Source organism: Neobacillus sp. Fa239 (assembly GCF_055395235.1).
Map to the genome: position 1 here is coordinate 3,598,427 of NZ_AP041611.1, position 19,689 is coordinate 3,618,115.

Consider the following 19,689-nt stretch of genomic DNA (forward strand, 5'->3'; position numbering starts at 1 on the left):
AGGGGGGTCTGACCCTTTTGTGACAGTTACTTTAATGGGCTGAAAATATATTATCAGCCTTTTTCTCATGCATCAATTCCGATATGGGAACGATCTTAATATTTCGTTTGTTAAATTCTGCGATCGATTCATATACACCAGTGGAACAGGCTTTCCCCTTAATTCCAACATGTCCAATTCCAATGCCTGTTCCTTTTATTTCAGTAACTTTTGCTAACCTGATCATTTGTCTTTTTACATATGCTGCTGAAGAAATATCATCTAAGAAAACATCTCTTTTCATGATGGGAACACCTAATTCCTTTGCAATTACCGGAAATTTCGTCCCCATACTTGTTCCGCTGTCAATAATAAATAGTTTTCTTTCCTTGGCAACCTCTACAATGGCACGGACTATTTTTTCATCCTCCACTGCAAGTGATCCCATGTGGTTATTAAGGCCAATTGCATAAGGAACACTCTGAATGGCCTCCAACACCCGCTGCCGTACTTCTTCAGGTGTTAAATCGACTGTAATCGGTTTGGGTCCCAGCCAAGATCTTTTCCCCTTCTTTGGCTCCATTGGTAAATGGACCATAACATCTAAACCATTTTTATGTGCCCATTCAGCATGTTCCTTTGATTTTTCAGTAAAAGGCATTACCGCCGCTGTAATCGGGACATTTCCTTCTAAAAAGTCCTTAACGCCCCCTGCTCCTCCGCCAAAGTCATCAATGATAATCGCCGCTTTTAATTCTTTTTGGCCCACATTTTCTGCCGAAACGGAGATCTGAAACAATACAAGAAAGATGGGTAGTAGTAACAATACCTTATTTTTCATGAGAACCCCCAAAATAAACTTTTGAGGATAATTTGCCCGTAAAGGGCTGGATTTACTATAAAATTGTCCATTTCAAATGAAAAAAGAGAGCTGAATGAATCAGCTCCCTATTGAGTATTATCTATTCTTCATCAAATATTTCGACTTTCTCCATTACATCGCCATTTCTCATCGCTTTTGCATGTTCAAGTCCAGAGGTCACTTGACCGAAAACTGTATGAACACCGTTTAAATGCGGCTGTGATTCATGAACGATGAAGAATTGGCTTCCGCCTGTGTCACGACCAGCATGTGCCATTGATAATGCACCTGGAACATGTTTATGTGGGTTTCCTTCCGTTTCACATTTAATCGTGTACCCAGGTCCACCTGTACCCGTTCCTTTTGGGCAGCCCCCTTGGCTAACGAATCCAGGAATTACGCGGTGGAAGTTTAAACCATTATAAAAGCCTTCTTTTGCTAATTTTTCAAAGTTAGCAACTGTACCTGGTGCTTCGTTTGGATAAAGATCAAATTCGATTTTATTGCCATTTTGCATTTGTATGTATCCTTTTTTTGCCACAATCAACATCTCCTTTATGTAAAAAATCATTTTTATCATACACTTTTCGAAACAGAAAAGAAAGTTTTTAACTATAGATATATTTTTCCAAGATTTGTGGTAATATAATGGTATCCCTTCCGAACATTTCGCTTGTTGCGGGACACTTAACCACTGTACGGACGGAAGGGGCAAGGTGTCTCCTAACGCAGACATCGCAAAAGCCAGGACTGAGGTCCTGGCTTTTGTCTTTTACCTATATCGATTTACCAGCCGATGAAAGGCAAATATAATGATTAAAAAAATGAAATAGCCAAAAAAGGTATAAATATGTTTCCATTCTTCCGAATGCACAAACATGCCGCAGACCTCTGATAATTTTTCAAAAATCGGCATTAATAAACTTACCAAAAGGGTTAAGCCCGCTTTTCCCCAGTTGTTCAACTGGTCCATGCTATATAAATAAAACAACACGAAGGCAGGGAGAATCACAACGGTAAAAATGACATTAATCGAAAATATATTAGGTAAAAATCGAATCGGAAACTCGTAAATTTGTTTTTCAACAAAGTATAGGTCTAGAATTGTTCCAATGATCGAAGCAAGAAGCATCCCCGGTAAGTAAGTTTTAATCCAAAATAGAAATCGCTTTTTTCGCAAGGGAGGCGAGCTCAAGCCTTTCAAGTGTTTTGCAGTATTCATTTTTAATCTCTCCATCATAATTTTCATCGTCCCTTTTTAAATACTCCACTACTTGCCAATCTTCAAACCAATCTTCTATTTCCGCCTCTTCCTGAGCGACATTTTTCCAAGCTCTTTCAAGATCAGGACTATATATTCTGGTAGCTCCGTGCCGTAAATGGCAGGCCTTTAGCCGAAGCTGGTAGGCGAATCCTGGAACTCCTTCATTAACACTATTAAAAATATGCGGCCAGTAGTCTTTTCTTGAGCCTGTGTGGGGATGGTTTTTGGCCCATTCCTCCACTTTTTTTAAAAGATCTTTATTTTTGAACAGAACTGCATATAATCTTTTTCCAAGTAAAATCCTTTCATTGACTGATCCAAATTGGTGGAGGGTTTGCCCGATAAGGTTCTTTTTCCCATATGGAAATAAAATCTGGTTAAATGAAAACAAGTCCTGCAACTTGAATTCCAGTTTATTAAATACTTCCTTCTTATATCGCGGATTTTGTATCACTCGTTTTTCTAAGTAGTTTTGTTCATTGATGACAAGGGCCATGGTGAGAATATAAGTGTCATGATTGCTCCAGAAATGATTCCAAATTGTTTCCATAAAGGTAGAGATGGTTAAAAAGGGTAAAAGATAAAACAGCGGTTTGTTTCGGGATAAACTTTCCTTGTAGAGTAGAAATTGTGGATAGGCATCCTGAAAGATCAACCAATTCCCCCGTTCTAAAAAAGAAAAAAATGAGCTCCCTTCTTTCTTTGACAATAACCTTGTCAGAAATTCTCCTTTTAAATCCGTCATATTCCACCCGCCATTCCGCGATACCATATGACCTAAAAAGGCCCAGTGGATTTCCGGATGCTGCTGGTAAAATTGAAAATATGCCTTCGTCCTCGTAACATTATTTAAATTATATTCCTGCGTCTTATTCCGGATTTGGCGAATTAAAGCTAAATCGGCTGTGGATAACATGTCTACATTCACAGGCTTTGGAGAGAGTTTACTTTTTTTCTTCAGTTCTTCTGTGATCCTTTCTAGCGGCGTCCTTTCACGATTGCGCATAAATAAAATGGCGGATCACCTCCCTTACGAATTCTCCTTCTAACAAAGGAATATGTATAGATGAGAATCATTTTACGGGAGAGGACTGAGAACCTGGAATGACGAATACCAAAACGGCTGTGGATTGGATTATTGAAAGGATGAGGAACGACCAAACTCCCGACGGATCCTGGGATTATCCTTTTGAAACCGGTATATCAACAGATGCATATATGATTATTTTATTAAGGACATTAGAAATACATGATGAAGAATTAATCCAAGGACTCTCTGAGAGGATTTTAAGCAGGCAAGAGAAAAATGGGGCCTGGAAGCTTTTTTATGACGAGAGAGACGGGAATCTCACCGCTACGGTGGAGTCCTATTACTCCTTACTGTATGGAGGTTACTATCAAAAGGAAGATCCGCGTTTACTTGCCGCCAAAAAATTTATTTTAGCAAAAGGCGGTTTGGATGAGGTAAACCTGTATTCAAAAGTGATGCTCTCAGTCACTGGTCAATACAAGTGGCCAGCATTTTCACCGTTTCCAATCGAATTAATTCTTCTTCCCCTAAGTTTTCCGATTAACTTTTATGATGTGTCTGTTTTTGGCAGAGCTAATCTCACTCCCATCATGATTCTAGTAGATAAAAAATTTACCTTACGAACCAATCACTCTCCAAATCTTTCAGAGCTGAATTTAAATCGAAACAGTGATAACTCTTGGCTGCGCTCCCCCGAATTTCATTCCATTGTTTCCTATATTGAGAACGGAGTGAAAAGTTTACTTGGTTTACCTGGGCAGCTCCACGAATTGGCAATTGAACGCGCCAAGAAATATATGCTGGATAGAATTGAACCGGATGGAACCTTATACAGTTATTTCAGCTGCACGTTTTTGATGATTTTCGCATTGCTCTCACTCGGCTATAAAAAAACAGACCCCCTCATCGTCAAAGCAATTGATGGGATTAAGTCGATGAAGTGTGAAATTAATGGATTTCCCCATATGCAATACACGACGGCAAATGTTTGGAATACCGCTCTTATTAGTTATGCCTTGCAAGAAGCCGGTATTTCTGCAGAAGACCCAATGGTGGAGCGGGCAAACCAATATCTATTAGAAAGGCAGCATCATAAGTTTGGAGATTGGGTGATTCATAATTCTAACAGCCTTCCTGGGGGCTGGGGATTTTCTCATGTGAATTATATACTTCCGGACGTTGACGACACGACTGCCTCATTACGTTCTATTTCCAGAATTGCCACCCTGAACCTCCAAAACTGGGATCGTGCGATTAACTGGCTCCTTTCCATGCAAAATGAGGATGGCGGCTGGGCGGCTTTTGAGAAGAATGTGAATTCCAAATTTATCGAGTTTTTGCCCGTTGAAAAAGGGAAATACCTGCTATTAGATCCCAGCTGTGCAGATTTAACCGGAAGAACGCTTGAATTTTTCGGAAATTATACGAATCTATCATGGAAACATGAGGCAGTTGAAAAAGGAGTCAGATGGCTGCTAACAAATCAAGAAAAGGATGGTTCATGGTACGGAAGATGGGGAATTTGTTATTTGTATGGTACATGGGGTGCCTTAACCGGCCTTTTATCCGTAGGAATCAGCCCCAATCACCCCGCTATCGAAAAAGCAGTCAAATGGCTGAAAGTGACGCAAAATGAGGATGGGGGTTGGGGGGAGTCCTGCTATAGTGATAATCAAAGCACCTATGTTCCATTAAGTAAAAGTACATTGACTCATACTTCATGGGCGCTCGATGCACTGATTTCTGCGTCAAATCGCCCGACTAAAGAAATTCAAAAGGGCATGTCTTATTTAATTGATTCCATTGAAGAAACTGATTGGACGTCCTATTATCCAAAAGGGCAGGGCATGGCCGGTGCTTTCTATATTCATTACCATAGTTACCGCTTTATCTTCCCATTATTGACGCTGGCACATTACCAAAGGAAATTTGATAGTTAATAATCAAAACATCGACGGCAATTGCATTTGCGTCGATGTTTCATTTTGAAATGAAGTTCGTTAATTCCTTATATATTTGAACGATCTCATCCAATTTCATTCTGACAAGTCCGCTTGAAGAGGGTGCGACAAAATCAATGATACCTGGGACCACTTCTAATGTCTGCCTCCCCCATGGAACCAACTTTCGTCCGCTATATTCCTGATAAACACCTTTCCCAACAAAGCAAACCATTTTCGGGTGATATTGTTCAATCTTGTGCTTTAAAATTTCTCTACCTTCCTGATACTCCTGCTTGGAAATTTCATCTGCCGCTTTAGTGGGTCTAGCCACAATATTGGTGAACCCATAGCCCAGCTCCAGCAATTTCCCATCCTCAAACGGTTCATACCGTCGTGGCGTTAATCCCGCTTCATAAATAATTTTCCAAAACCGGTTATTAGGATTGGCATAATGGTGCCCAACCTCACTAGAACGAATGCTTGGATTAAACCCTACAAATAAGATTTCCAAATTTTCTTTGATATGATCACTAATCGGTTTCATTTTTCTCCAGTCTCTTTTTGTTATTTAATGGAAATCCATTTCAGTTTATCACAAATTTCAATTCAGAAAAACATCCACTTGACGAAATGAAGTGATAAGGCTGGCCAATAAACCGACAATGGAGATAATTAATAATGAATAAAACAGCTTCGCATCTTGAAGGATTAATAAACCGGAGATGATGACCACAATATCAAGAGCAAAAATAATCACACCGACATTGATCTTGGACCATTTTGCCAGTAATAATGCAAGCAAGTCCATTCCGCCAGGGCTGATATGATTCCTCAGCATCACCCCTACCCCAATGCCAATAATTCCAGCCCCTACAATTACACTGCTCATAATCGGTAAATGAACACTTCCATTCAACGGCTTTAATAATTCAATCATTAAACCGGAGATGATCGCCCCAATTAACCCATTGATGAAATACCATAGGTCGGACTTAAACGCAAAAAGATAAACAGGAATATTTAATAAAATAAACGTAAGTCCTGCCTTAACTCCCCATAGGTAACTAAGGATTAGGCTAATCCCAATGAACCCTCCGTTGATTAAGTGGAATGGGATTATAAAGCCGTTAACCCCTATGCCAATTAAAGTACTGCCGAAACCGATCACTGCCATTTTTTTCATCATGATTATCACCCTTGTCCAACGCTTTTTATATACTTATATGTTTAAAATAACCTCCTCATTCTTTAAAGAAAAAAACGGAACCTAGTTACGGCCCCGTCTTATGCTGCAGCAGTTCGATTCATTTTTGATTTACGTATTTGTTTAACAAGAGATACGAAAAAGGTTAGACATGGTAAAATCCATAGGAATATAGCATAGGGCAAATAGTTTAAAAGCGGGACGCCTACAATTGTACTGCACATGATTGCAAGGACACTCCAAGGCACCATTCCAGGAAAAAGCATTGTACTATCTCCCATAATTCTGGCTAATTCCTGATTTCCATATTTACTAGAATAATGTGGAAGAAATGATCTCCCTGTCAATATGATTGGAAGTGTTTGGTTAGCAGCGATAAGGGTAATGAGCAGTGTAGCGACAATCGTCTTTAAAGTATCCCCCACTAAGGATCGTGAAGATTGTAACCATTTATCTAAATAGGGCTGAATCACATTCATCTCTTCCAATAATCCGTTATACGCCCCTGCCAATGCTAAAAACAGCAATAATTCATACATATGAACTAATCCCCCGCCCAGACCGTCAATCCCCTTCCAAAAAGCTGAAGCAACCTTTATGAAAGAGGTACCATCGATTAACGCAATGATTGCTGCTGAAAGAATGCTGGATAAAAAGGCATAAACAATACTAATTCTAAAGACAACCAATATGATTAACAATAATGGCGGGATGAATTTGATTATGGATATTTGACTCAAAATCAAGGGCTGACTGCTGGTCATCGCTTTATGCAATAAAAAGGAATCGGCTGTACCATAAAAGATAAAGCAAAATAGAACTGCAATAACCGATGTCAACAGCATAGCTCTAAATTGTCTTTTCACCGAAACTTCCACCGTATTGGATAATAACTGGTGTGAGCTTGAAAAAGGTGAAGTTCTGTCGCCGACAAACGCTCCAGAAACAAGAGCACCTGATACGAGAGCAAGCGGTAAATGCAAAACCGCCGCAGTCCCCAGAATCGGAATTCCGATTGCACTCAATGTTCCTACTGTTGTTCCAAGCAGCATCGAAAACAACATAGCTGTCATAAATGACAGCACTAAAAAGTGCTGAGGAGTAATGAGATGTAAAGCAATTTTCACCATTTGACCAATCGTACCTGATAAATACCAGGATGGTAGTAAAAAGCTGACTAAAAATAGAATATAAATGACGATCTTTGTTTTTTTTACTCCCTTTAAACTAATGGAAAAAATCTGTTGTGCCGACATTTTTTTTAGTTTTGACAGGAGCACGAGCACCAAAAATCCAGGAAGAAAGCCCAACACTAACGGTTCATGGAAAATCACAGACAAAACGACACCTGATAACGTCACGATTACAAGAAATAGCACCTGTTTGACTGAAAAGTTAGTATGCATGATTCAACCACCTTACGATTAAGAAGCATACTTAATTATAAGAAAAACTTCGCCTTGCGAAAAGTATCTTTTTAAAAAAAGAAAGTCTCATGATTAAGGGTCTGACCCTTAATCATGAGACCGCCTCAAAGAGTTTTTTAAAAAGTAGTATAAACACTTTGGCATGTTTCAGCAGTTGGCTGATAAAAGCAGTGCCTTTTATATCTTGCAACAAATGGCTGACTATACCATGTTTGCGGGCAATCACCCGGGGGCCTAAAATACCATAGGCTGAATTTCGCCGGCCAATATCTTTCCCCATTTACTACCTTTCGAGCAAGTCTCCGCTCAGACTCCCTTGCCGATTGATAGAAATATCCATGTGTTACCGCTTCAAATGCATGAGGCTGAAAAACCATTTGGGGAATGGTCCGAAGTCCTTTAAAATCGGAACAGTTTGCACGGATCCGGTTGATTCCAACGTTTCCCACAAGCATCATCCCTTGAGTTCCTTCCCCTTCTGCCTCCGCTCTTAGTAATCTTGCCAACAAATCAATATCTGATTTTCGCGCCCTGACTACACCCATTACGCCACCTCCAAGTTGCTCACCTATAGCATATTCCTATTGCTGGAAGTGTTGACCGATAATAATAAATAATAAAACCTCGACCTTTTTTTGACCCCAACTGTCCTCGTACGCCCTCTTCAAGGACACTTGGACCTCTTTTTTTAAACCAACTGTCCTTGAGCACCATCTTCAAGGACACTCAATGCCGTTTTTTGACTCAACTGTCCTCGAACGCCATCTTCAAGGACACTCACATTCTTATTGGGATACATTCTTAAATCCTTTCATCTAGAAAGTTATACAGATAAATTTTGATTCGACTTCATTTGCTCGATTTTTACATAAGGTTTTTAAAATAATATTTTCTAAAGTTTTTGTATGGAAAAAAGAACTAATGTAAATATCTTTTACTTCCTCCATATCGACGTCTATAAACAAATCTCCTCAAATCGGCGTCTTTAAGATTTCCATCGTATCCTAGAAATAACAAAGATTGAAATTCCGAGTATTGCTCCATGACAAAAAGGGCGAACTCTTTACGGTCGCCCTTTGCTTTTTCGATAAACTCTTTATTATTTACTATTCCATCAAGCTGATTTTCAAAAAATCCTTTCGTGTCTTCCCACTTTTCAATCCGTTCTTCTAAAATATCACGAGAATAATCCGGCATTTTTTCAATAACCTGATCAATATACCCTTGTGACCACATTAGCATTTTATCCTTTTCGGGAAGTTCAAGTACCATTTTTAATAATTGTGTTTCATCCATGTTATCGCTAATGGCATATTTACCGACCTGATTCATTATCATCACCTCAGAAACATTGGTGTATATCCTTTGGTCTTATTGTGCAACATTAGCATGTTTCTTATTTAGATAATGTCACCATAATATTCTCGAGTTTGCCATTACGGTAAACTCCAAATTTCACTTGATCACCAATCTTTACTTTCGTGTAAAGGTATTTCCGTAGTGCATCAGATGTATTAATTTTTGTACCGTTCATTGATACAATGACATCCTTCACTTCGAGTCCTGCTCTTGAAGCAGCGGAATTCGGTTCAACCTGAGTAACCATAACTCCCTGCGTGACATTATTAGGAAGGTTCTGCCAATACACTTGTGGAATTTGGTTTAAATCTTCCAGACCAACGCCAATAAACGGACGTTCAATTTTTCCATTTTTAATTAATTGATTTACGATTGGAATAAAATCATTACTTGGAATGGCAAAGCCCAGTCCTTCAACACCACTTTCGGAAATTTTTAAGCTGTTAATACCAATAACCTGACCTTGTGGATTAATAAGGGCTCCACCGCTGTTTCCTGGATTAATCGCTGCATCTGTTTGGATAACATTCGTATCCCAATTACCTGCGGACGTATTTACTGAAATACTGCGGTTCGTAGCACTGACGATCCCTTCCGTTACTGTTCGGGATAAATCAAGGCCGAGCGGATTACCAATGGCATATACCGGGTCTCCCGGACGGAGTGTGGATGAATCTCCAAAATTAGCGATGGCATTGACATATTTTGAATCAATTTTTAATACCGCCAAGTCAGTCAAAGCATCCGTTCCTACCACTTGAGCCGTTGTTTTCGTTCCATTATACAAAGAAATTTCAAGCTTTGATGCCCCTTCGACCACATGATTATTCGTTACAATATAGGCGTAATTTCCAGTTTTTTGGAAAATAATCCCTGACCCTGATCCGCTTTCAACACTTTGAGATGGTGTTGAGTTCCCAAAGAAATCTGTGCTTTGCTGCTGCTGCTGATAATTGACAATCCCTACAATAGCTTTTGAAACTCTTTCAACTGTATCAGCAATCGACCCTGATGAGGAAGCAGCAGTGGGCTGAGCCGTAACTGCCTTCACAACTGGGACAGCCGATTGTGCGGCCGTCGAATTTTCCGAATTCGGATAAAAACTCTTTATGTAATCAATATGAGGAAGAATGGTTAGTGTTAAAACCGAACCGATTACACCAGCTGCCACTGTAGATGCAAATCCTTTCACCCATTTATAGTTTGAACGGCTGTTTGCAGTCGCTTTATTCAATATTCTGGATTCATTTGTATTGATTGCTTCTTTCTGCTCCGTTTCATCTGTATACTCTGATTCTTTTTGCGATTTCTGATCATCATTTGCAGAAACCGTAAACGTAGCATCTACTGCATCAAAACCAGCCTCGTTATTTGCCCTTTCGAACGGCTCGTGAAGATTTTCGTTTTTAGATGCAGTTTCTTCTCTGTTAGTGTTCATATCAGCTGAATTTGTTTGATTGTCATTGAATGTGTTTTCGTCTTTGAAATCCATATTTATCAAATCTCCTTTTAAATGGACTTTTGTTCTACTTTTACTTTAACTGACAAATATGAAAAAATTATTAACAAACTTTAACGTGTTTTGAAAAAAATAAGCAAGATACATGAAATTTTATGACAAAATTAAGAAAAGACCACGAGGTTCTGCCCGCAGTTTTGCCAATTTTATGATTGATTAAACCGAATCACAAACTTTGTGCCCTTTCCTTTTTCACTATATACGTCAATATCTCCGTTATGAAGAAGAACTAATTGCTTTACGATAGACAGTCCGAGTCCAAACTCCCCATATGGATTACTTGTTCTGGATATATCTGCTTTGTAAAATCTGTGCCAAATATTTTCAACATCCTTCGGGTCGATTCCAATTCCAGTATCCTCAACCTCAATGATGGTTTCATTCTGCTCCGTTCTTCCCCTTAACCAGATGGTTCCATTCGAGGTAAATTGAATACTGTTTTTTGTTATATTGATTAAAATCTGAATGAGACGGTCGTAATCGGCATTAACCATTACTGCCGGGTCTGCATCCACCATAATTTGACAATTCTTTTCTTCTGCTTGAAGAGCCAACTGTTCTTGAATGATTTCTAACACCTCTAAAATCTGGATGTTTTCCCGGTACAGCTGTATTTGATTGGAACGAATTTTGTCATAATCTAAATTTTCATTTACAAGACGGATCAGCCTCTTCGCTTCCTGACTTACAAGGTTGATTCCTCTTGCCTTATCTTTTTCCGGTATCATATCATTTTTCAAGCCTTCTACCACACCGCTTATAGTCGTTAAAGGCGTTCTCATTTCATGAGAAACATCAGCCATAAATTGCCGCCTTCTATATTCTAAGCTTTCAATTTCCTCCATAGAGGTATTGATTTTATTGACCATATGGTTAAAGTCATTGGCCAATTCGCCTATTTCATCAAAGTTTGACGAATTGACCTTCACATGATAATTTCCACCTGAAACGAGAGAAGTTGCCTCACGAAGCCGTTTAATCCGGTTAACATGGATTCTTGATAATAACCAGCTAAGAAAAATAGACACAGCAAGTGCAATAAGGATTGTAAATAATAAAATATGATTAATTTGGTGAATCATCACACTTGAACCGCTTATAGGTGAAGTTAACAGAATTCCACCGATAAATCTTCCTTGCTCTATATATGGCAAGACAACGAAGGTGACCCCTTCTGCTCCAAACCTTGTATAATCACTTTTTACGATAATCGTTTTCCCTTTTGTCAATTGTTTCCAATCGGAAGGGGTAAACTGAGAAATCCTTGGACTCGGTCTGCCGACAGAATAAAGGTTACCTGCCCGATCAAAAATACTAAAACTCATTTTTCTTGAAGCTAATACATTACTATATTGATTGATAATTTCATTTTGAACATCAGGTGTCCGTTCAATTTCGTTTTGAATCGCTTTTCCATAAGAGATAAGTTCATCCGCCTTGTTCTGATAAACCAAATCCTCAACATAATGGGCAAACAGAAAGCTCAGCAGTAAAAATGCCACGACAATGATACTGATATGACTAATAAATTGTTGATAGATATACCTAAATTTCATCTGCTTTAATCGACTCATCAAACTTATACCCAACTCCCCAAACTGTATGGAAGAAGGCTTGAGCAGCATTTTCAACCTTTTTCCTCAGCCGTTTGATATGAACATCAACAGTCCTCTCATCACCGTAAAACTGATAGCCCCAAACCCTTTCAAGCAGCTGTTCTCTTGAGAATACCTGCTTTGGATGCTCCACCAAATAATATAGCAAATCAAATTCTTTAGGCGTTAAATTCATAACTGGATCCTCATCGACAAAAACCTCTCTTGTGTTTTTACTTATCTTAAAGTGTTCAGTCTGAAGAAAGTCCCCTGGTGGATCGGCTGAATGATTTTGAAATCTGCGGGTAACAGCCTTTATCCTTGCCATAAGAGTGAGGGGACTAAATGGTTTTGTAACATAATCATCCGCACCCATCTCAAGTCCAAGTACCTGATCGGATTCACTGTCCTTAGCCGTTAACATAATAATGGGAACAGTGTTCTTTTCCTCACGTATCTTCCGGCAAATCGTTACACCATCCATTCCCGGTAACATCCAATCGACAATCAGGGCATCCCAGGTCCCAGTTTTAAAACGATCGAACCCTTCGGATCCATCATTTACAAACTCTCCCTCAATTCCTTCCTTACTAAAAAACATCTCGATCATCGAACAAACACTTTTATTATCTTCTATCACTAATATTTTCAACTTGATCATCTCCTACAGAAAAAAAGAGTTCTTTAAATCAAGTTTATACGAAATACGACTCATATCAACCTTCTTGAAAATTCTTCCCTACTGCTTAATACTTTGTTCATAGTTTATTAATATTTGGAGCTTCATCCATTAAAAAAAGAGGACTGAATATAGTTCAAGTCCTCTTTGTAAAAAGTTTTCGTACTATTATGTATGGCCTATCGGTTTCCGAGAACTTGCTTTACCGTGTGAATGATGTAATGAATATTCTAAAATCCTCGATTCATCCTCTTTTGCTTTTTCATTACTTCATAATATTTATCGATAATATCTGTCAAAACATCTCCTTTATAAATTCTTCCATACTTAAGGTTGTCCTGATAATAATCGACAATTTCATCCAGTTTTGCAGAAAGCTCTTTTGATACTCTTACATTTAATTGAATACGTTCATTTTCCGCCATTTTGTACACTCCTATTTTATCAATAGCACACTGCTAGCATATTGCTACTATACTATTTTTTCATCACTTTTTCATCATTAAAATTGAACTTCGGCAATTCCCCGAAAACCTTCTCCGTTTTTTTTTTGAGTTTTTTCCAGTTTTCTATATGTTTTTTACATGAAATAAAAATTTCTACTCATCCTAGTATAAGGGAGGGATGTTAAAAGATGGTTTTATCATTTATTTTGGGATTTATGATGTTTGCTCAACAACAGATCCCTCAAAATAGCTTTACCATTCTAAAAGATAGACAAATTATAGAAAATGTCACAAGGACTGATTTTTCCCTTGGTATTCCTCAACTACCGATAATCAATGAAAAAAAATATAATCAATTTTTGACCCGTTTGGAAAAAAAGTATTTTACAGCACCTGAAAACGCCCAATTGGATATTCATGGAGTGATTATTCCGGAGCGAGTTGGTTATCAGCTAAATCGCAAGGTGTTTACAGAGCAATTCTATTCCTATTACTTTGGACAAAGACCCGCAACAATGGAGCTTCCAATGCAGTCTATTTATCCACGAGTCGATAGCGAGCTGCTTGTAGAAATTAAAAATAAACGAATCGGCCGATATGTGACTTCATTTAATTCCAATAATAAAAAGAGAAGTACAAATATTCAATTAGCAGCGATGGCCATTAATAATGCTGTTGTTTTTCCAGGTGAAACATTTTCCTTTAATAAAGTAGTTGGAAAAAGGACTGTAGCAAAGGGATATTTACGGGCGAAGGTCATTGTGAGAGGAGAGTTTGCTGAGGATATCGGCGGAGGAATTTGTCAAGTTTCCTCAACACTTTTTAATGCGGTTGATAATGCAGGTTTGAAGATTGTCCAGAGATTTTCTCACAGTCGAAAGGTTCCTTATATCCCCCCGGGTCGAGATGCAACAGTAAGCTGGTATGGACCCGATTTTGTTTTTAAAAATACATATAATCAACCCGTCTTAATTCGGGCAGCGACACTTGGAAATTTGCTGATTATTAGGGTTTTATCATCGGATGAGATTAATTATCAGCCACGAAAAGTGCCATTTCCCCCATATTGAAAAAGTCCGCCGAAGCGGACTTTTTCAACGATTAAATATTCTTTTTATTCCTCAATGCACTTTCTAATAATTCTTCTGAGAATTCTGTTAAGGCAGCATTGTTCATAAAGTTTATATCGCTTTTAGGTGCAAAGGCATTTGTCATGCTTTTAAAAGGAAGTGCAGTTTCTTTTCGTTTGCCTCTTGTTACTCCAAAAACAGCAGCGCTAATTCCTAAGCCAAAAAGGGATGCCCACAATGCCCCTCTGCTCTTGCGTTTTCTTTTAAATAACTTGAGAAACGGCTGTAAATTTTTGTTTTTCAATTTTATGCACTCCTTCATGTTTAAATGAAAGGATTAACTGATCCTTTCATTTACTTAATTTGTGCCAATTGCAACTCATTATGAATGGGAAAGCGCTCAATTCCTGCTATTTACTGGCAGGTTTGCTTCCATACTTTTGATACAGCATTTCCTTTGACATTAATAAATAATTGAGTTTATTATTTTTAAAATTATTGATTGAAGATTTTGTCAATAGAAAAATCGGCAGCTGTCCGACTTTTTTCAATTTTCGATAGAGAAAATTGGTTGGACTAATTGTCTCAAAACCAAGAGGTAAAACCCCTTTATTAATTGTCGTTATTCCGATAATTCCCTTTATATTCGTTTCTTGGGGATGGGATTGTAAATAACTGGCTAACGAGGGCATGGAGTGAAAAACCGAGCGGTACATTAATCTTGCCCTTTGTAGATCATTTTTGACTTTCAAATATTCATACAATAAACGAACATTGTGTAAATGAATTTTTAACAGAAGATCATTCCGGTCTATTCTGGTTCCGTCGGATAAGATGATATTCTTTCCCTTATATTTGGTAACTCGTACCCGAAAGATGGATTTCTTTCGATTATCCTCCCATATATAGTGCAATCGCGAGAAAAAATAAAATATCGGATCAATCAATTTCCATAGCCATATAATTGTTAGGCGTATACCCATGCTGCCTACACTCCTTTATCCAGCCTTCATATTATAGGATGTTAAAGAATTGTCTTTTTAGTATGGTAATCTAAGGATAAGTGCTATTGTTCAAAAACGGAAAAAAAGAGGAAGTCCCAAAGGTTCTAATCCTTCCCTTTGGGGCTTCCTCTTTTAAGAAATTTGATGGAACGTGATTTCTGGACGGCTACCAAGTCGGATATTCACTCCGGTTTGCCCCAGACCTTCACTGATATAAAATGGTTTTCCATCGTGGTAATGTAAACCTTTCACGATATTCATTCGGACCAGTTTCCCCATTTTTAACAAATGATACGGCCGTGGCCAATGGATTTGCCCGCCATGAAAATGTCCCGACAAAAGATAATCATAAGGATAGCTTTTCATTTTCAAAACAAGGTTAGGGTCATGCGTTAAAACAAGATTATAGCCCTCAGGCAGATTCCGGTAGGACATTTCTACGTTACTGCGATGGGAATGGTTATCATCTATGCCGATAATATTAAGGACATTACCCTCTATATTCAAAGAAAGATGTTCATTTTGAAGTGTAATACAGCCATTTTCCTCTAATGTTTGTTTTAATTTTTGAAAATTCTCTTCCTTAAGATAATAGTCATGATTGCCAAAGACAGCATAGATACCTAATTGTGGCTTTATTTTGCTTAATGCTTTCAAATACGGAATTAATTTTGGAATGCTTTTTCTTCGGTCAAGAAAGTCTCCTGTTAATGCAATCAAATCGATTGGTTGATTTGAGATCGATTGATAAAGCTCTTCAGGTGATATCGAGATATTTTCCAGATGAATATCAGAAAGATGAAGAATATTTATTTGTTGTCTAGAAAATTTTGAGTTCGTAATATTAACCTTATTAATGACCACATCTTTTGTATTTTTATGAGCCTTATAAAATATAACAAGGATTACCATGATAAATCCTATACCTAGAAAATAATTCATTTCATCCCCTCCCACTACTGAGTATAGTAGCAAGGGTGGATTCATCATAGTGGGAGTTGATGGGAGATAATATATATGTTTACATAATATTATTATAGTTTTTTCACTTTTATTGGCGTCACCATTAATAAAGCAAGGATCATGGTAATGAGTGCATTGCTATAATGAAATAACGCCATTACCGCTAATGGCAAACCAGCAGCGGGTATCGGAATTCCGAGAAAATAGCCAATCGTTGGTTTTACACTGAATTTTGCCAAGCGCAGTGCTCCCATTATTGGAAAAAGAATAAATGCCAAGGATGTTAATATCGAAGGTGCCGATATGCTATGAAAAAGGAGTGCTGGCGCTACTCCAAAACTGACGATATCGGCCAGCGAATCAAGCTCTACGCCAAATTCACTATTCACCTTCAATTTTCTGGCAATACGACCATCAAATAAATCAAAAATTGCTGAAAAAAAGATGAAGATGGCGCCCATTTGATACAATCCGCTCATATTTAACGATATCGAAAAGACCCCACATAATAAATTCCCGATGGTAAACAGGTTTGGCACTGCTTTTTTAATATGAATTAACAAGGCGGCCCCCCTCCAATTGTTCAGTTTCTCATCTAATTATTTTTTGTTAAGTTCACATCATTTATTCTTTAACAACGAACTTCAAAATTAAATAGAACCACTTCCGGGTTTATTACATAGTATGCAAAAAAGATATTGGGGTGGTGTCTATGGGTTCCTTCACATATTTTGATTTTTTAGCTAAGTTTGGCGTAGGTGGTGCACATCCTGGTGGAATCATTTTAACAAAGGATATTCTTGCAAATGAACAAATATCAAAAGACTCAAACATTTTAGACGCAGGCTGTGGCACTGGCCAAACGGCAGCTTATTTATTCCAACAATATAAGGCGAATGTAACTGGTTTAGAAATCAACCCTATCATGATTGAAAAGGCAAAAAACCGTTTTCAAAGCCTGCAAATACCGATTAAATTAATTCAAGGCTCTGTTGAAAATGTCCCATTAGAAGATGGAACATTTGATTTTGTCCTTTCTGAATCTGTATTGGCATTTGTAAATAAACCAAAGGCACTTAGCGAATTTTATCGGGTCTTAAAAAAAGGCGGCCGCTTGGTTGCAAATGAAATGACGATTAATGAAAAGCTTTCTGCACAGGAAGAACAGGAAATTAAAGAATTCTATAATTTAGATTCATTGCTTTTAGAGGAAGATTGGAAAAATTTATTAACCGAATCAGGATTTCAGCACATAGATATTAAAAAAGAAAATATTTCATTAACCGATGGAAATAGCACACCGGAATTTAATTTCTCTAGCAGCTTTGAACCGGAACTGTTTGGAATTTTTAATCATCATGCCCATCTTCTTTTAAAATACTCCGATGTATTAAGCTACCGGATTATAAATTGTACAAAATAAAATAACAATTCCATGGGATGACAAAAAAGAGTCATCCTCATTTATTTTTTAAAAAAAGGACAAGTTTGGTTAATTGCCCTTTCAGCACCAAGTCTTCTTTCATATTTTATAGCAAGTCCATTATGGAAGGAGGATTTTCACATGCAATTTAATTATGACACTATGCGTCATTTAGAGGGCCAAGTGATTCGGTACAAAAATGAAGAAGGTAATTGGACTTTTGGTAAGATTGTAAGTGTAAAAAAAGATGGAATTGAATTATCTGAGATCAGTTCAACTAGTCCTGATGAAGGTTTCGGATTTGGCTTCTTTCCAGGTCCATTTTTCAGAAGACCTTTCTTTGTGCCTTTTGCTGCTCCGTTTTTCCCATTCTTTTTCTTCTAATTCATTCATTTCATTCATTTAGAGTAAGTCGATTTCGGGCTTGCTCTTTTTCATTTTCTACCACCTAACTTTAATACGTATATATTTACATTCTCTTCAAAAAATAAGGAAATGAAAGGTTGGGTGAAAGCATGGATAAAACTTTGGGGTATTTACGCGAGATTTTAGCCAATTATAATGACGAGCATTCAGAGGGCAGGCATCTGTTTCGGAAACTGTCGGAAGGAACATTTTCTTCAGAGGGGGACTTTGTCAGGAACTTAAACCAACACGAAATTGCTTTTTTAAATAAAATTCTGCCAAATGAGATTAAATACGCCAAGGAAGAACAGGATGAAAAAAGGGCATATGAATTAAATGAAGTCTATGAACTTTTATTTTAAGTCCAATAAAAGAGGATATCCCGATAAAAAGGGATAGGTCCCTTTCGGATATCCTTTTTTATCGGGAAATTTGCAGATAATTGCAATAATATTTCCTAGGTAAGCGCACGCAACGACAAAAATTGATTTTTCCGATATCTATTTTCTGCAAGAAACGACATAACCTGTGCAATGATTTGCCAATGCGACATAAATCTCAAGCTCTCTGATGGCACTTAATGAATATCTTTCTTTTTGAACCTTCCCCCACGGACTTCGGCAATATCGGCAACAGCCAGGAAGGCAGAATCATCATTTTCGGAAACAATTTCTTTTAATTTTGCCTCTTCTAGACGATTTATCACACAGAAAATCACTTTTTTATCATCGCCTGAATAGGCGCCTTCCCCATTAATATAGGTGACACCACGGCCAAGTCGGTTCAAAATCGCATCACCTATTTGTTTGGCATTATCACTTATAATCCATATTGATTTCGATTCATCAAGGCCAGTGATGGTGACATCTATTGTTTTGTATGCAACAAAATAGGCAATTAATGAATACATCGCACGATCCCATGTAAAAACGAAACCCGCACTGCCAAGAATAAACAGATTAAAAAACATAATAATTTCCCCCACTGAAAAAGGAAGCTTATTATTGAAAAGAATGGCCAATATTTCTGTACCATCTAATGAACCTCCATAGCGGATAACAATCCCCACCCCAATACCGAGTATGATTCCTCCAAAAACAGTCGCAAGAAGAATGTCCTGGGTAAACGGTTGTACCGGATGAAGTAAGGTGGTAACAATAGAAAGGACGATAATACCATAAAGAGTGGATAATGCGAAGGTTTTTCCTATTTGTTTGTATCCAATAAAGAAGAAGGGAATGTTAAGGATAAAGAGGAAGACACCAAGCTTCATACCAGTAGCATAGGAAAGCATTATGGAAATGCCGGTTATACCCCCATCAATAACATTATTGGGTACCAGGAATATTTCCAGACCCACAGCCATTAAAGAGGCTCCTAATGTTATTAACAAGATACGTTGAAAAACCTTTCTCTTTGTTAATTTTCTGTGCTGAATTCTGTCCATAATTACTTCCTGCTGATCAATTGAAGTCAAATTTTGTATATCTGACATTTTTTCTCCCCTTTCAAAAATC

Annotated in this window: 23 protein-coding genes; 5 read left to right on the top strand and 18 right to left on the bottom strand. The window is 37.8% G+C overall.

Annotation, left to right across the window (positions count from 1 at the left end):
* Positions 1-31 precede the first annotated feature (31 nt).
* The 4 genes from ACZ5XR_RS17520 to ACZ5XR_RS17535 form a co-directional block, all read right to left on the bottom strand.
* Positions 32-820: a divergent polysaccharide deacetylase family protein gene (locus ACZ5XR_RS17520; protein ID WP_464497595.1), complete on the bottom strand. Its 789-nt coding sequence runs from the start codon at positions 818-820 to the stop codon at positions 32-34.
* Between the two features lie 121 nt (positions 821-941).
* A complete protein-coding gene (locus ACZ5XR_RS17525; RefSeq protein ID WP_464497597.1) occupies positions 942-1,382 on the bottom strand; it encodes a peptidylprolyl isomerase in 441 nt (146 codons plus the stop codon).
* A 231-nt stretch (positions 1,383-1,613) separates the two neighbouring features.
* On the bottom strand, positions 1,614-2,021 hold the full coding sequence (locus tag ACZ5XR_RS17530) for a CBO0543 family protein (protein WP_464497598.1): 408 nt from the start codon (positions 2,019-2,021) through the stop codon (positions 1,614-1,616).
* Positions 1,990-3,021 (bottom strand): DUF2515 domain-containing protein, encoded by a 1,032-nt coding sequence (locus tag ACZ5XR_RS17535; RefSeq protein WP_464497599.1) that lies wholly within the window; start codon positions 3,019-3,021, stop codon positions 1,990-1,992. Before ACZ5XR_RS17535 ends, ACZ5XR_RS17530 begins: the two co-directional genes overlap by 32 nt.
* Before the next feature lie 188 nt (positions 3,022-3,209).
* Between ACZ5XR_RS17535 and ACZ5XR_RS17540 the strand changes: the two genes are divergently transcribed.
* A complete protein-coding gene (locus tag ACZ5XR_RS17540; RefSeq protein ID WP_464497600.1) occupies positions 3,210-5,075 on the top strand; it encodes a terpene cyclase/mutase family protein in 1,866 nt (621 codons plus the stop codon).
* Between the two features lie 40 nt (positions 5,076-5,115).
* Here ACZ5XR_RS17540 and mug read toward each other — a convergent pair whose 3' ends face one another.
* The 9 genes from mug to ACZ5XR_RS17585 form a co-directional block, all read right to left on the bottom strand.
* Positions 5,116-5,622, bottom strand: coding sequence for a G/U mismatch-specific DNA glycosylase (mug, locus tag ACZ5XR_RS17545; RefSeq protein ID WP_464497601.1), 507 nt, complete (start codon positions 5,620-5,622; stop codon positions 5,116-5,118).
* Positions 5,623-5,679: 57 nt separating this feature from the next.
* Positions 5,680-6,264, bottom strand: coding sequence for a YitT family protein (locus tag ACZ5XR_RS17550; protein WP_464497603.1), 585 nt, complete (start codon positions 6,262-6,264; stop codon positions 5,680-5,682).
* 98 nt (positions 6,265-6,362) lie between these two features.
* Positions 6,363-7,688 carry a Na+/H+ antiporter NhaC family protein gene (locus ACZ5XR_RS17555; protein WP_464497604.1) on the bottom strand — a complete coding sequence of 442 codons (1,326 nt, stop codon included), beginning with the start codon at positions 7,686-7,688 and terminating at the stop codon, positions 6,363-6,365.
* A gap of 137 nt (positions 7,689-7,825) precedes the next feature.
* On the bottom strand, positions 7,826-8,254 hold the full coding sequence (locus ACZ5XR_RS17560; protein ID WP_464497605.1) for a cell wall hydrolase: 429 nt from the start codon (positions 8,252-8,254) through the stop codon (positions 7,826-7,828).
* A 373-nt stretch (positions 8,255-8,627) separates the two neighbouring features.
* Complete coding sequence (locus ACZ5XR_RS17565; RefSeq protein WP_464497607.1) at positions 8,628-9,041, bottom strand: hypothetical protein; 414 nt, start codon at positions 9,039-9,041, stop codon at positions 8,628-8,630.
* A 64-nt stretch (positions 9,042-9,105) separates the two neighbouring features.
* Positions 9,106-10,560: a S1C family serine protease gene (locus ACZ5XR_RS17570; RefSeq protein ID WP_464497608.1), complete on the bottom strand. Its 1,455-nt coding sequence runs from the start codon at positions 10,558-10,560 to the stop codon at positions 9,106-9,108.
* A 173-nt stretch (positions 10,561-10,733) separates the two neighbouring features.
* Complete coding sequence (locus tag ACZ5XR_RS17575) at positions 10,734-12,143, bottom strand: ATP-binding protein (protein ID WP_464502353.1); 1,410 nt, start codon at positions 12,141-12,143, stop codon at positions 10,734-10,736.
* Complete coding sequence (locus ACZ5XR_RS17580) at positions 12,133-12,834, bottom strand: winged helix-turn-helix domain-containing protein (RefSeq protein ID WP_464497609.1); 702 nt, start codon at positions 12,832-12,834, stop codon at positions 12,133-12,135. Before ACZ5XR_RS17580 ends, ACZ5XR_RS17575 begins: the two co-directional genes overlap by 11 nt.
* 257 nt (positions 12,835-13,091) lie before the next feature.
* Positions 13,092-13,286, bottom strand: a complete 195-nt coding sequence (locus ACZ5XR_RS17585; protein ID WP_464497610.1) for a hypothetical protein — start codon at positions 13,284-13,286, stop codon at positions 13,092-13,094.
* A gap of 209 nt (positions 13,287-13,495) precedes the next feature.
* On the opposite strand from ACZ5XR_RS17585, the gene ACZ5XR_RS17590 reads away from it, so the two are divergent.
* Positions 13,496-14,377, top strand: coding sequence for a VanW family protein (locus ACZ5XR_RS17590; protein ID WP_464497611.1), 882 nt, complete (start codon positions 13,496-13,498; stop codon positions 14,375-14,377).
* 31 nt (positions 14,378-14,408) lie between these two features.
* Here the strand turns inward: ACZ5XR_RS17590 and ACZ5XR_RS17595 are convergent, their stop codons facing one another.
* The 4 genes from ACZ5XR_RS17595 to pssA all read right to left on the bottom strand — a co-directional run bounded on the left by ACZ5XR_RS17595 (position 14,409) and on the right by pssA (position 16,907).
* Positions 14,409-14,681 (bottom strand): hypothetical protein, encoded by a 273-nt coding sequence (locus ACZ5XR_RS17595; protein ID WP_464497612.1) that lies wholly within the window; start codon positions 14,679-14,681, stop codon positions 14,409-14,411.
* A 106-nt stretch (positions 14,682-14,787) separates the two neighbouring features.
* Positions 14,788-15,360, bottom strand: a complete 573-nt coding sequence (locus ACZ5XR_RS17600) for a YkoP family protein (protein ID WP_464497613.1) — start codon at positions 15,358-15,360, stop codon at positions 14,788-14,790.
* A gap of 153 nt (positions 15,361-15,513) precedes the next feature.
* Positions 15,514-16,323 (bottom strand): metallophosphoesterase, encoded by an 810-nt coding sequence (locus tag ACZ5XR_RS17605; RefSeq protein WP_464497614.1) that lies wholly within the window; start codon positions 16,321-16,323, stop codon positions 15,514-15,516.
* 92 nt (positions 16,324-16,415) lie between these two features.
* A complete protein-coding gene (gene pssA / locus ACZ5XR_RS17610) occupies positions 16,416-16,907 on the bottom strand; it encodes a CDP-diacylglycerol--serine O-phosphatidyltransferase (RefSeq protein ID WP_464497615.1) in 492 nt (163 codons plus the stop codon).
* A 149-nt stretch (positions 16,908-17,056) separates the two neighbouring features.
* On the opposite strand from pssA, the gene ACZ5XR_RS17615 reads away from it, so the two are divergent.
* The 3 genes from ACZ5XR_RS17615 (at position 17,057) to ACZ5XR_RS17625 (ending at position 18,534) form a co-directional block, all read left to right on the top strand.
* Positions 17,057-17,767 carry a class I SAM-dependent methyltransferase gene (locus tag ACZ5XR_RS17615; RefSeq protein ID WP_464497616.1) on the top strand — a complete coding sequence of 237 codons (711 nt, stop codon included), beginning with the start codon at positions 17,057-17,059 and terminating at the stop codon, positions 17,765-17,767.
* Positions 17,768-17,908: 141 nt separating this feature from the next.
* Positions 17,909-18,151, top strand: coding sequence for a hypothetical protein (locus tag ACZ5XR_RS17620; protein WP_464497617.1), 243 nt, complete (start codon positions 17,909-17,911; stop codon positions 18,149-18,151).
* 131 nt (positions 18,152-18,282) lie between these two features.
* Positions 18,283-18,534, top strand: a complete 252-nt coding sequence (locus ACZ5XR_RS17625; RefSeq protein ID WP_464497618.1) for a sigma-G-dependent sporulation-specific acid-soluble spore protein CsgA — start codon at positions 18,283-18,285, stop codon at positions 18,532-18,534.
* A gap of 215 nt (positions 18,535-18,749) precedes the next feature.
* On the opposite strand, the gene ACZ5XR_RS17630 is transcribed toward ACZ5XR_RS17625, so the two are convergent.
* On the bottom strand, positions 18,750-19,619 hold the full coding sequence (locus ACZ5XR_RS17630; RefSeq protein ID WP_464502354.1) for a YitT family protein: 870 nt from the start codon (positions 19,617-19,619) through the stop codon (positions 18,750-18,752).
* Positions 19,620-19,689: the final 70 nt, after the last annotated feature.